Here is a 13,473-nt window from a genome sequence, read left to right on the forward strand (position 1 = left end):
GCGGGGGGGGGGGCCCCCGTTCCCCCGCCCCCGCCCCGGCGGCCCCGGGCGGGGGGGGGGGCCCCGTGGTACTCACGCGGTCTCCTCGCCTCGGCCTTGCGCGCTCTCATGTGCGACCTAGATGCGGGAGCGGTCATGCTCCGCTCGGACCAAGGCGGCGATCTCACCGCGTGAGGCCATGCCCAGTTTGGCCAGGATGTGTTCGACGTGGGCGTCGGCGGTGCGTTTGGAGATGACCAGACGTTCGGCGATCTCCCGGTTGGACATGCCCTGGTGGACGAGGGCAGCGACCTCGCGTTCGCGGCGGGTGAGGGCAGCGAGCGTGGGGGCCTGCAGTGCGTCGCTATCGGACTGCTTGGCGACGGGCTCGCCGAGGGCGAAGGCCACCGCAGGCCGCAGGCCGAGCAGCTCGCCCTCGGCATACAGCCGGTCGAACTCAGACTTTCCCAGGGCCTGTTCGGCCAACGCTCGGAATTTTGCATCCATCGCGAGCAGAGCGGGGTCATTGGTCAGAAGCGGTACCACGCCACGCCTGATGCCGGCCGATGATCCCGCCAGTACGGCCGCATCAGCACATCTCCCTTGGGCGGTCGCGATCCACGCCAGCGCCGGAAGGGCGTTCGCGATGCCGGTCAAGTCCGGCAGGCGGGAGAGGTCGCGCAGGGTCTGCCGCGCATCCTCCAACGCGCCTGGAAGGTCCCCGGTCACAATGCGCACGACGGTGAGGAAGAACCGGGTGATGCTGGTAGCCCAGGCCTCGCCGACCGGAAACGCATCGAGAGCGCTGAGCAACTCCTGTTCGGCAGCCGCCAGATCTCCGAGCACGAGGAGGCGGTCGCCCGCGTTGCGGTGATGCACGGCAATGATGTGGGCATCACCGAGCTCACGCGCGACGACAGCCACCTCGTCGTCGACCCGTTGTGAGTCCTCAACCTGACCAAGGCGCAGATGGACGCCGGACAGGTAGACCATGCTCAGCGTGCAGCCATGCCCGTCGCCCGCCTCCCTGTAGTCCGCAGCCGCCTTCGCAAACCTGTCGGCTGCTTCCTCCAGCTCGCCGACGAGGGCCAGGCACATCGCCTGCAAGAAGCCCAGGGGGCCTCGGTCGGCCGGATCACCGCCGCCGGTTGCGTGCGCCCGATTGCTCCAGTGCAGCCCTTCCACCACCCGGCCGCGCCCGATCCACAGCCCGGCGAGCGCACCGCAGAGCGCGACAGCACCCGGCGCTTCTCCCGGGGTGGTCAGCGACCACTCCATGGCCGTACGGAAGTTGTCGATGTCGCGGTCGAAGCGGTGGGTCCAGGCGACCTGCTCAGCCCCGAACCAGGCTGCGTTGCCCTCCCTCGCGAGCCGCAGATAGTGGTCGCGGTGGCAGCGTACGACACTCTGCCGGGCCCCCGACTCATCGAGGCGCTCGACGCCGTACTCACGGATGGTGTCGAGCATCCGGTACCGGTCGTCCCCTTCGTCCTCGTCCCGGATGACGATCGACTTGTCGACGAGTCCGATGAGGTGGTCGACGATGTCGTACACGTCCAACTCGGCGTCCGCACAGACCTGTTCGGCGGCCGCGAGATCGAATCCGCCCGCGAACACCGAAAGGCGGGACCACAGGGTGCGCTCCTCGAGGGTGCACAGGTCGTGGCTCCAGTCGATGGCGGTCCGCAGCGTCTGATGGCGAGGATGCGGGCTGCGACCGCCGCCAAGTGCACGGAAGCGGTCCTCCAAGCGGCGAAGCACCTGCTCCAAGGGCAGGGCACGCAGGCGTACGGCGGCCAGTTCGAGGGCCAGGGGGATACCGTCGAGTCGCCGGCACAGCGCCGTGACCTGCTCCTCGTTCTCGGGCGTAAGGGAGAAGCCAGGGCGGGCAGCCGCGGCCCGCTCGGTGAACAGGCGTACCGAATCGGTCAGTTCGAGCGGGGCGACGGACACGGTGTGCTCGGCGGGCACGTCCAGGGTCTGCCTGCTGGTGAGCAGCAGACTCAGACCCGGGCATGAGCTCAGCAGGATCTCGGCGAGCATCGCGCAGGAGTCGACCAGGTGCTCGCAGGTGTCGAGGACAAGGAGGGACTGTTCCTCGCGCAGGAACTCCACCACCGCGTCCAGCGGGCTGCGCCCGGCCGATTCGGGCAGGCCGAAGGCCGCGCCGACCGCGTGCGGGACCAACTCGCTGTCCTTGACCCCGGCGAGCTCCACCATCCGTACGCCGTCCCGGAATCGGTCGGCGAGTGAGGCAGCCGCGCGGACTGCGATCCGGGTCTTGCCGACGCCACCGGGCCCGAGCAGGGTGACCAACCGGGCACTGCCGAACAGTGTCCGCACGCCTTCTATCTCACGCTCGCGCCCGATGAAACTCGTTGATTCACTGGGCAGTTCACCGCGTTGGCAGTTCCACAGGACATCCACCATGACCGCCTCGTCTCCCGCGCCTGCCAGGTCCCCTTCATCGTACGGACTGCGATACAGACAGTTGCTGACTTATGGGCGATTCCTACCGGTCCGAAGCCCACTGGCTCGCGCATGGCGAGGACGCCATCTCGGGGCCGGCGCCAGGCGGATGGGCATGCCGCGTGCGGGTCGGGTCAGGCTCACCAGGCTTGCGCCGGGCAGAACGACGGCAGGCGACCGATCATCGCATCGGCTCCAAATCCCCGAGGCAGCGACGCCTTCCCGCCGGCGCCGCCCCCAGACTCCCCCACCGGCCACCGCCGTGCACCGCTGAACACAAGCCCGGTGAACGCACTCGTCCGACTCTTCCGTCCTCGCACTCAGGCCGATCAGGATCGTGCGGAACAACCTCAACGTGGACCATTCCGCGGTGATACGACACGACACGGCTACACACGACTGGGTTCCCGTCTTCCAACTTCCCAGCTATGCCCACGATCTCAGTCCAGCGGAGGGGATCTGGTCACTCCCCGCGTCGCGGGTTCACCGCGAACGTCGCCTTCGTCGATCGGGATCACCTGCTGCGGACCATCAGACGCAGCCTGCGCAAGATCCGGCTTCGCCTCCACGTCATCGCCGACTGACTCGCCGAAACGAGCCTGACCACCACTGCAGGGCTCGAACCGAAGCACCCGACATCGACAAGGAGGACTCAAGCAACACTGCCTTGCCGGCCTGCTTCAGCGTGGACCACGAGCGGTGGCATGTTCTTCCAGGATGACCGACAGTGCGCCGAACATAGGATCTCCCATCCAACAGGCGCGTGCAGTCTCGTTGGCCGCACCCGCACCGCACCCGCTCCCGCTCCCGCTCCCGCAACAGCCGTACACCCAGCCTCAGTTCAGGCGGAGATCGTACGGGCGTGTGCGCCGGGACGGTGCCAGCAAGTGAGTCGGCAGCATCACTCGGCTGCACCGGGTCGCGGCGCCCTGCGAATTGGGGAGACTGCACGCCGGCTCACAGCGCAGGACCAGTTCGTGGCCGACGAACATCCGGTGGAGGCGACGGCATGCCAATCCGATCCCTGGCCGGTGCAGCCGGCGGGCCCAGACTCGAGTGAGACGCCGGCGAATCCGTTCACAGGATGGGGTTGGACCAAGGCGTCACCCGAAACTCACTGCCCCGGTATCGAGGCTGTAGTACGCCCCCACAATGTCGAGCCGACCGGCTGCCAGGAGCGGTGAGAGGTGTGCGTCCCTGCGCAGCGTACGCACCGTAAGCCGGGTGTGGGCCCGGACAACGGTATCGATCAGTGCGTCCTTGTCGCGGATGGACTTCTTGACGGCTTCCTCGTAGGCCGGGCGCAGGGCCGTGACGATGCTGCCAATTCCCCCGGGCACCTCCTTCGATGCGTCCTCGTAAGCCTCCACCGCCGCGGTCACCGCGCCGCACCGTTCATGCCCCACGACCACGATCAGCGGTGTACCGCTCTCCAACGGCCCGTACTGCAGGCTCCCGAGCACCAAATCGTCAAGGGTTTGGGCGGCGGTGCGGATCCCGAAGAGATCCCCCAGACCCTCATCGAACACGAGCTCCATAGGTACGCGGGAGTCGATGCAGGTGAAGATCGCGGCAAAGGGATGTTGTTCCTTGGCCAGGGAGCTGCGCCGGAAATGGTCCTGATCCGGGTGTACGGGATTGTCGGCAACCCAACGCCTGTTGCCTGCCTTGAGACGCTTCAGCGCCTCGGCGGGAGTGCTCGGACGGGTCGCCCCCGTGGCGGTGCCCGTGGAGCCCGGCTGGGTCTCCTTGGACTTGCCGTTGGCCGAGTCCTGGTTCGCCTTGGCACACGCGCTGAGCCCACCGGCCGCTGCCACCCCAGCAAGAGACAGCAGCCTTCTGCGGTTCATCCTCCGAGTCGCTGCACGTTCCGACATAGCTCTTCAGCTCCAACGGTGGTGAACGGTATTGCCGCGCCTGGGGAGCAGACTCGAGCAGCCTCGTCACGCGATCCAGCCGCTGCCGTGGCCGACGTCACCCGTGCGCTGCCGCGGCGCCGGATGGCAGGCGCCGGAGACACCGCAGGCAACGTGGAGAGCTAGCCGTCGGAAAATGTGCCAGTCGGGTGCGCGGACGCAACCGGGTGACAGTGGCAATCACTGCTCCCGTCGCCGCGATGAACCTCGTCGCGCCGGGTTTCGCACGGGCCTGGTGGGACGCTGCATGCCGGGCCTTTGGTCCGGCCTGCCCTGCTGGCGCAGACCGCCTGGCGAGCAGAGGGATCCGCGCTCAGGCCTGGGCAACTCCCTGCCCTGCCCTGTCGGCGAGGGTGCCGGAATCCCCCTTCGGACTTCCACCGGCACGGATGCCGGATGCCTGGCTGGTCCATTGAGGCGGCATACGCTGCGCTGGCACATCCTCGCGTCGCGTGAGCAGCTCGCAGTGCGGATACTCGGGATGGGTGCGGACGGAAGGACTCCTTCCCCCCCGCGCCTTGGGGTGGCGGAGTCTTCACGCCGATCTCGCCGCCACCCCGTTCTCCTCGCCCCGGCTCGGGTGCCTCTGGGCGGTGCGCCCCGGTTCTGAGCAGTGTGGTCGAAGCGAGGGACGACATGCTGGTGCCCGCAGCGGAGCACACTCCGACAGCCGTTCGGCACGGAGCATTCCGGCGCAGCGGGATGTCGCGGGCTGCGGCTTGTGGCACGGCTCAGGGGCGAGGCCGGGAGATCCATCCCGTGTATCCGCCGTGGCGCGGTTGATCAGAACGAGCCGGCCTTCGTCTACACGCGCCATCCCCCGGCGACCTTCGCACGTACGGTCATGGAGACCAGCACGGCGACCCCGGTTACGGGCAGCAGAACAGCGGCAGCGAGGAATTCAACGAGATAGGTGTTCACGTGGGCGGCTTCAGCGGTAGTCGTCCAGGTTACTGGCGGCATCCGCGTGGCTGAAGGCCGTTCCCCTCAGGCCCGGCAGCGGTCCGTCGTGTCCGGACCTGCTGTAGCGCCGCAGTCCGGACACCACCCCCACCACCGCTCATGACGGCCCCGCTCTCTGGGACGGGACACGATGGGCGCGCAGTTCGCGGATCGTCCAGGTGATCGCGAAGGCCAGGGGCGGCACCACCAGGATGCCGCCGCCGAACTCGGTCGAGGCGCCGTCGGCCGGATCGCCGGTGGTCTTGGCGAGCAGTCCCCACGGGAGTTCAAGGTGCACCGCGATGCCGAACCAGACGGAAAGCGTGCTGCACAGGGTGAAAAACACCATCAGTCCCGGCACCGACAGCATGGCCGCGAACAGGGGCCAGCCCCACCACCGCTGCCGCCACGAGTAAGCCGGCGTCACGACATCGGGCGTGAGCTTTCCGTCGAACGGACCGCCACAGGTACGCCACACGCACACCAGCTCCTGGGCCCGTATCGCTCCCAGCCGCTGCGCCCGTGGGCCGGTGCCCCAGATGACGGGCTGCGCCAGCAGGCGCCTCTCCCCGGTGTTCAGGAAGATCGCGACCCGGGTGTTGCCCCACGACGAGACCACCCCTACCGCGGCGATCTGCGGCCAGGCAACCTCGCGTCGCCACGGCGCGTACACGGTCAGGCCGGCCGGTGAGAGACGGACCGGGCGCAGGCGGTAGGAACCGCCCAGGAGATAGGCGGCTGCGAAGGTCAGCGCGAGCAGCACGTCGACCCCCGTGATCGCGTACATCACCCACACCACACCGACGGGCTGCAGCTCACCGAGCACCTGCCACACCGTCGGACGCCACACCAGCACCCCGCTGTCCGCTACCCGCCGGCCCGTCTTCGCCCGGCTCATCGCACGCCAGCGCGCTCGGTGACCCACCAGGCCGCTCCCCCGGCGACAAGGCCGGCGGCCACGCCGATCCCAAACAGCGCCCAGGAGAAGGTGACACCGGCCGCGTCGACGGCATCCACATTGGCCACGACCATGGCTGTCATGCAGTAGCCGATCACGACGGCGGTGCCGCAGCCGATGGCCGGCGTCATCCGCCGCTCAAAGTCGGTCCTGCCGAAGTCGGCGACCACCCCCAGCGCGAACCCCGCGCCGAGCAGCACAATGATCGCCAGGCCAATGAAGAGCACGGCCGTACGGCTGGTGAAACCATCCGCCCCGTCAGCGCCGAAGTGCGTCGCCACCTGTTCTGGGAGCCTCCCCCGCACCTTCATGTAGACGGCCGTGAACACCACAGCCGACACCACGAACGGCCCCACTGCCACCCACACCCGCTGGGAACGCCTGCTCGGCATCGTCGTACCGCCCTTCACCAGGCCATATACCGACGTGGAGGGACCCTCACGCCGCACATGACGGACCCCAACGCTCCTCAGCCCCCTCGGCTATTCCGGCCGGCCCTAGGTCTAGAACTGACGGACATTGTTGACAGGTGGGTCTCCCGGATCTAGGAGACCTGCATGATGAATGAACGCGACCTGTCGAGGCGGGCGCGGCACCGGCTGCGGGTTCTTCCGCGCTGTGCTTGAAGCCCCGTATTTGTGAGTCGCCCTGGCCTGCCGCTCGATCGTCGGTGAATAGCCGACGGGCATGCCGAAGGAGTCAGCAAGCGCCTGACGCTACTGATTGTTCGGACTGTGTTCCTGAACCGATCTACTGGATGGCAACGCTGGACACTGTGGCGTCGTCAGAGGTGCCTGCGCGCTCCTGGATTGCCCGAGCCACTTCTGTGTTCGAGCAGCCAATCCAGGCGCACACCGAAGGATTGTCCGGGAGCAGAAGGCACTTCGGTGTAACGGTCACCGACAGAGAGACCGCCGCCATGGGCACTCGGCACCCCGAGGCCTTCACCCCCAACACCCGTCGAGGCAAAGCCGCGTGATCCAGAACCACCTCTCCCTGGAGACCCCGCCCTGGCCACTCTCCCCGGTAGTCGGCAGGTTTCCACGCTGATCCACCGCGACCACTTCGAACCCGGAGTGCGCTTCTGGGCCACCGTGCTGTCCATCCGCGAGGCCGACCGCGAACCTCCCCAACTCGCCGAACACGTCAGCCAGCTCGCTGTCATCCACACCCTCGACGGCGACTACCCCGCCATGCTCACCGTGCCCAACTCTCCCGCCAGGACGTACCAACCGGCGTGGCCCCGTCCCACACGCGGCCTCACCGAGGCCGTACGCCGCGTCTTCGACCTCGTCGCGCTGCGTTGCGGGTCAGGTCTGGCCAGCGTGTACCCGACAGGGGTGGCCCATCGGATCAGGCGTCGTCGTCCTGATGGTCAAGGGCGAGGGTCATCGTCGCACCGACTGCTGGCAGGGGAATATTCCAGGCACGGCACAGGACGGCGGCGAGCTGACCGAGCCGACGGATGTCGGCCGAGCGTATGCGGTGGGTGTGAGTCGTGGCGGGTTCAGCAAGCCAGCCAGCACGGTCATACACCGCCACCGGAACCAGCCTGAGCCCACTTCCATGAAAGGCGCTGTCCCAGGCAGGGGCGGCGACGGACCGGAACATGATCCGCGTCGGCGCGCGGTAGAGCTGGCTGGCGACCTCGCGAGCCTCGTTCAGCAGTTCACGGCGCACCTGATCCCTCAGGTCTCCGCTCATCGCCACACCAGGAACAGTTGGGCGCCGAGGAGCAGGCCGGCCAGGGGCAGGACGACGGACTCAACCGGGGCCCTCAGCCGCACCGCCCTAAGCGATTCTGCTCCCGCTCGATCGTCACAGCGGCGGGCTGTGTCTAGGGCGCTCTCACGGTCTTGTTCCAGGTCAGCCTTCAGCCTGTCCAGGCCGTTGATGGTGGCACGCATCTGCTCGTGCAGCACTTGCTGCCCAAGGTCGGTGAGCATCACCCGCACCAAGCCCGAGCCCTTGGGGATCTCACGGCTGATCACATGCCCCTCAGCCGCCAACTGACGCAGCTGTTGGGCCAGGACCCGGCCGCGGATGCGCGTCTGGATCCTGAGTTCATCACGCGCCAGCTCACCACCCGCATTCGCCAGCACGATGTAAAGCCGAAGGCGTTCCAGGGACACCTTGTTCAGCGCGACCTGACACGACACGTCAACACCCAATCCTCCCGCCTCCATTTCTTATGCCCGAACAGCACACGGCGGCGCATCGGGTCCTGATTGGCTATCGGTTCGCAAAACAGCATGAACTCGGACGGTGAGGGAAGACGACTCCGGGAAACCACACCTGATCTGGCTGTTGCAGCAGATGCCAGGGACAGCGCCGTCATGTCCCCCGTGGCGTAGTAAGCCGCCCGGTGCGACGGATCCTGCGTGGTGTCCACCAGCGGACACATCCGTTCCAAACCTTGGTCAATCCCCGGGTCCCGCTCGCCGTGGCAGGCCTCGCTGCAGATGTACTCGACTAACTGGCTGCGCAGTTCGGGAAGCTCGGTTGGCATAGGGGTTACCAAGGGCGCAGCGAGGGCGGGCCCAAAACCCGCGCCATGATCCGGCTCGGCCCCTCCAACAGCTCGCACAGCACTCACGCCCCTTCACGCCGTTCGGGCCCCAAACGATGCCCCCATCCACTCGCATAAGGGATCTCCAAAAGAGGATCAATTGGCGTTCAAGGTTGATCAGCCCGCCCGGCTGACCGTTTGCTACCAAGCCGCGGGTCTGGCCACTCCTTCGCTCAAGAGACTCAGCCACGCGGCGCCGACCAGCGCCCCTTCGCCCACTTCTAGCCTGAGCCAGTTCCCCGGTCAGAGGTAGGTGGTGCTGGCGTACACAGCGCGGTCGCGCAAATCGTCAAACACGCCGGCAAACGCCGTACCCCAGGCGCCATTCCCGACTTCATTGCCCACTTCAGCCCTCGCCCCGCGCCCAACCTCTCCCAGAAGGAGGTAGCGGAGCTGACCGGCGCCTCCAGTGCCCACCACCGGCAGTTCAATCGAGACTGGAGCAGCAGGCACCTACAGCGATGAGTCCCTGGATGCTTTGCACCGCGTCCTCGCGCTCGATCCCACCGAGTGGACCACCCCGTGTGGCCTCATGCACGACCACCCGCTGCCCGTGGGTGCTCGAGCCCAGCATCCCGGTCTGACCGATCTGGTGCGCAGCGTGGTCCGCAGCATCGGCCTGCCTGCCTTCACCGAGGAACCAGGGGTTCGACATCGTGGCGGTGATGCCGAGCTGCTGCGCTGGCTGTCGGGGCTGGGCGACGGCATCAACACGATGGAGTGGGTGCTGACTTACCTCGAGGCCACATCCAGTTGATCTACTGACAGGACGCGTGGGTGCGGCCCAAGATCGCTCAACTGCGTGTCCAGGCCGAGGAATACCCCGCCTATGCGCACCTTGCCAAGGTCGTGGCCACGGTCCGACCAAACCCGCTGGCCGGGGGTTGTGGGACACCGGTCGCAGGTCAACGCCTACCGCCTGGCCGGCGATCCGCGTCGGATGCACGTCGGCAGGCACGGACCCACCCAATTCACCAAGCTGTCCGTCACGGGGCCGGGGCCGGCGACCAACGCGCCCGACTGGCGACTGCGCCTGGTACATGGAATGCGGAACAGGAACATACACGGAGTGGGAGCAGCCGATCTGGACTACGCCGAGCGAGCACGACACCTGCCGCAACTCCCCGCCATCGCACCGGATGGCCCACAGCCACCCCGATACTGGTGAAGCGCGGAAACCCATCTCCTGCGGACGCGCAGTCCCTCCGGGGAGGCAGGACAACACGCCGTTGACCACGCCGCCCCGGAACCCCCAATGGCCTCCCGCCACCTGCTGACGCGCTGCGCCCACCCAGCTCTCACTGGGCCCTCCGATGGAAACCAGCCGTGTCGCACACGATCAGCGAGCAGCTCCTGCCCCAACAGCATCAACACTGAAGCCAAGCGCGGGATGCTCTCTCCTCCACACGCGCCCCGGGGCGGCGGCCGACCCACACCCACAGGGCCGCCACCCCGGACCACACCAACAGCTGTACGCAGCCGGGCACCCGGATACCGTGACGAATCGCACCAAGCTCCGTTAAAGGGGGGAGCGTTGGAGTGAACTCAGAGGCCTCCCATGCTCCCCACGGTTGGTACGGCCCGTGTGCACCTGCCATCTCGGCGGACGGCCGTACCAACCCGCCCCGGGGCAGACAAGGCGGGAGGGGCAAACCAGGCCACATCAGAGCAAAGACATAGAACAAGCGCATCCCCACGCGAGGGTAAATTCGTCCGGTATTTCATGAAGCCGCGGTCAAAGATGCGCCCGTACCGGGAGATCCCCGGCCACCATGCGCAAGCCAGCACCCGCCTGATATGGGATGCCGGGGCTGCCGCAGGCACACATCACCGCCGCCTATAAACCCGCTAGCTGGGGACTTCGAACTCCGCCGCCAGTATCTCTGCGCCGCAGTCCGCCGTGGAGGTGTTCGGAGCGCCCGTCCCTTGCCAGTCGCCGTAGCGGATGAACATGCCGGTGTTGTTGCCCATCAGGCATGTCGCCTTCGCCCGGTAGCCGACACCCGCCTGCAAGCCCCGACACGTCACCGTCACCTTCGTGCCCTGCGTATCGACCGCACACGACAGCTCCGGCACCGACGAGACAGCGCCACCCCCGGGCCTTTCCGGAGCGAAGGGGATGGGCGTATCTGCGAGGGCAGGCCCTGCCGCCAGAAGTACTACGCCGACCGCTGCCGCAGCCCTCGTGAGGATGGAACGTTGCATCACAACACCCACTCCCTTACTGATCTTGCGTGCACCAACACCACCAGAAGAGCCGTGGCATGCCTATCGCCGAAGTAGTACCGGACGACACCCCATGGCCACGGCCGAAGGGTTCCGAAACGCGCGATCGAGGATGGGTGGAGCAGCAGATCCACGAATGGCTTGAGCCGCCGGGACCGTGGCCAGAACCGGAGGTTGATCAGGGGTCATCAAACGGCTCAGATACTGTCCTCTTTCGGGAACTTACGCCCCACAGACATCGACTGGAACCCTCGGCAAGACGTTCACCCGTTATTCGAGCAAGTCACTCACTCACAACCACGGTCAGCGCCGAAGTCGGCATGTCCGTCAGCGCCCTGGTCTCCCAGGTGAATGCAAAGCTCGGTATATCTGCCGCCACCACCGCGTCGTACACCTAGACCACGTCCTTCACCATGAGCACCACGGTCTCTTGACAAGGGCGGGATCCTCGAGCAAACGATTCGCGTGACGAAGAATCGCGCTGGAGCAACTGCGACTCCCGCACCACCAACTACTTCGCCTACGTCGCGGACAGTGGCTCCCAAGCGAATTAGCACGAAAGGCTCACCCCACACGCACTGCAGGCCCCGGAAAGAGGAGCTGGCTGTACGCCGCGCTGGCGGCAAGCATCGCGGGAGGCATGGCCGGCTGCGCCAGCGGAACCGATCAGCGGCCCGGCCATGCTGATCAACTACCGGTCCGGCCTCATCGCTGACAAGGGCATTAACGTCAGCTCGTTCAAGCAGTACACCAACCTCACCAACTGCGGCTATCCGGATGGCGGAACATGGAACGACAAGGGCGATGCCTGCAAAATCAGCGGCCGCTGATCCGGCCCGTGAAGCGGACACACGGCGCCGTCGCTGCGCTGATCGGGATCATCGCACTCACCGCATGCAGCGCTGACGCCCGGGATCGCGACCCTGACACCCTGCCCGACATCAGCAAGGTGTCGCTCGCCGCTCCGAGCACCGCGCAGCTGTTGGCGGAGCAGTACCGGAAGAACGGGGGCATCCCGTACGTCTCCGGGATCGAGCAGATGGGGTCAGGGCGCAAGGGCGTCCCGCTGGTGGCCATTTGGACAGACGCCCCGAAGGACAAGCAGGTCCCCTTCGACGATTTGAAGGTGTCGATCCTCGATTTCCTGGTGGCAGAGGACCAGATCTCGCAACCACACGGCTACATGATGACCGTCGTCGGGCCGGACGGAACATTTCTGCACCGGTTCGATGCCAGTTTCTGAGTGTGCGGCGTTCCCACTCTCGCGCCCGGAGCGCTGCCCGCGGCCAAGCTCGACGAATTCTGCCAGGCTGCCGTCGCTGCCCTGGGCACGCTCACAGCGCTGGCCATTCAGGCGCGTGTCACAGAGCGGCTGAAGGGCGCAACGCTGGCAGGGAAGCTGGGCAAGATGAGCACTGTGCCCCTGTGCCTTGCCACCTTCGTACTGGCCCGAGGCCTGTGGGAGCTCCACGCACTCGCCCTCCGCACCCCTGATGAAGTCTGCGGACTCCCGCCGGTGCCTGACGCATCAGTGCCAACGGATGACCATGTCCTGGTTCCCCGTGGTGAGCCAGTGCCGTTAGTCAGGCGGCTCGACGAGGGATCTGGTGCGCGCCTACGTTGAACCCAATGCTGTCTACCTGCCTGGCTGTGGTGGCAGCCTGCGCGCTGCTGGGCGTGTACACCGCCTGCCGGAACCGAACTACCCACGCCTGCCAGTCCCAGGAGACGCGTATGACCCACAACCACGCAGAGCTGTCGGACCGTCAGATACGCACGGCTGTCGGAGTAGTGGCCGGCGCAGCCGCCTTCGGGATCGCTGGTCCAGTTGTTCCAGCACAGGCGCCCGCCGGACCCGCGAATGGACCTCGAAAGCCCACAGAACGGCTGGCGGTCCTCGTAGCCGACCAGGCCAAGCAATACGAGATCGAGGGCAGCAACGCGGCGACCACTCTGCGGGTTGCACGGTCGCACGCACCAGCAACCTCACCGTCGCCGCGCCGTACGAGTCCAACTACCTTTCCCGTACTGCGATAGCCATCCGACCGGCCCTCTTTCCGCGAGGCGCGGCAGGCAGTCTCTTCCCTCGCAACTCATCGTCCTGCGGCGACATCATGCCCGCGTGGGCCTGTTCGCTGCCACCGTGCTGTTCCGGTCGCGTCGTCTGGTCTCGCCGGTATTGGCCTGCGCACCCCGGCCCTCGGCCCTGCTGGCGTGAGAGCCGGTTTGGGACCAGCCCGTTTGCTCGGCATGTTGGTGGCCAGCTCTCTGAATTGTCCATGCGGGCACTCGCGGGATACCGGACCAATGCTTAGTACCCACGGGAATCTGTTGATTTGTCTTGCTTCTCAGCGCCCCCTCAGGAACCTCTCATGATCCGCGGCAAAGCTCTGAGACATGACCGAGAGCTACCG

10 protein-coding genes are annotated in these 13,473 nt (G+C 66.8%); 3 read left to right on the top strand and 7 right to left on the bottom strand.

Annotated elements, in window-relative coordinates:
* Positions 1 to 117: 117 nt before the first annotated feature.
* The 6 genes from JAO81_RS36545 to JAO81_RS36570 all read right to left on the bottom strand — a co-directional run bounded on the left by JAO81_RS36545 (position 118) and on the right by JAO81_RS36570 (position 8,435).
* On the bottom strand, positions 118 to 2,409 hold the full coding sequence (locus JAO81_RS36545; protein WP_199552300.1) for a LuxR C-terminal-related transcriptional regulator: 2,292 nt from the start codon (positions 2,407 to 2,409) through the stop codon (positions 118 to 120).
* A gap of 1,142 nt (positions 2,410 to 3,551) precedes the next feature.
* Positions 3,552 to 4,298 (bottom strand): carbonic anhydrase, encoded by a 747-nt coding sequence (locus JAO81_RS36550; protein ID WP_199552301.1) that lies wholly within the window; start codon positions 4,296 to 4,298, stop codon positions 3,552 to 3,554.
* 1,126 nt (positions 4,299 to 5,424) lie between these two features.
* Complete coding sequence (locus JAO81_RS36555) at positions 5,425 to 6,231, bottom strand: hypothetical protein (RefSeq protein ID WP_199552302.1); 807 nt, start codon at positions 6,229 to 6,231, stop codon at positions 5,425 to 5,427.
* The gene (locus JAO81_RS36560; RefSeq protein ID WP_199552303.1) at positions 6,201 to 6,596 is read right to left on the bottom strand and encodes a DUF1648 domain-containing protein; all 396 of its coding nucleotides are present in this window, start codon (positions 6,594 to 6,596) and stop codon (positions 6,201 to 6,203) included. Before JAO81_RS36560 ends, JAO81_RS36555 begins: the two co-directional genes overlap by 31 nt.
* Before the next feature lie 1,021 nt (positions 6,597 to 7,617).
* On the bottom strand, positions 7,618 to 7,968 hold the full coding sequence (locus JAO81_RS36565) for a hypothetical protein (protein ID WP_199552304.1): 351 nt from the start codon (positions 7,966 to 7,968) through the stop codon (positions 7,618 to 7,620).
* Entirely contained in the window at positions 7,965 to 8,435 is a 471-nt protein-coding gene (locus JAO81_RS36570) for a hypothetical protein (RefSeq protein WP_199552305.1), read from the bottom strand. The genes JAO81_RS36565 and JAO81_RS36570 overlap by 4 nt, the downstream gene beginning before the upstream one ends.
* Positions 8,436 to 9,242: 807 nt before the next feature.
* Between JAO81_RS36570 and JAO81_RS36575 the strand changes: the two genes are divergently transcribed.
* A complete protein-coding gene (locus JAO81_RS36575) occupies positions 9,243 to 9,590 on the top strand; it encodes a hypothetical protein (protein ID WP_199552306.1) in 348 nt (115 codons plus the stop codon).
* A gap of 1,091 nt (positions 9,591 to 10,681) precedes the next feature.
* Here the strand turns inward: JAO81_RS36575 and JAO81_RS36580 are convergent.
* A complete protein-coding gene (locus JAO81_RS36580; RefSeq protein WP_199552307.1) occupies positions 10,682 to 10,909 on the bottom strand; it encodes a hypothetical protein in 228 nt (75 codons plus the stop codon).
* Positions 10,910 to 11,739: 830 nt separating this feature from the next.
* Between JAO81_RS36580 and JAO81_RS36585 the strand changes: the two genes are divergently transcribed.
* Entirely contained in the window at positions 11,740 to 11,889 is a 150-nt protein-coding gene (locus JAO81_RS36585) for a hypothetical protein (RefSeq protein ID WP_199552308.1), read from the top strand.
* 8 nt (positions 11,890 to 11,897) lie between these two features.
* The gene (locus tag JAO81_RS36590; protein WP_233416429.1) at positions 11,898 to 12,302 is read left to right on the top strand and encodes a hypothetical protein; all 405 of its coding nucleotides are present in this window, start codon (positions 11,898 to 11,900) and stop codon (positions 12,300 to 12,302) included.
* The last annotated feature ends 1,171 nt before the right edge of the window (positions 12,303 to 13,473 follow it).

The organism is Streptomyces sp. N35 (assembly GCF_016464295.1).
Taxonomy (GTDB): Bacteria; Actinomycetota; Actinomycetes; order Streptomycetales; family Streptomycetaceae; genus Streptomyces.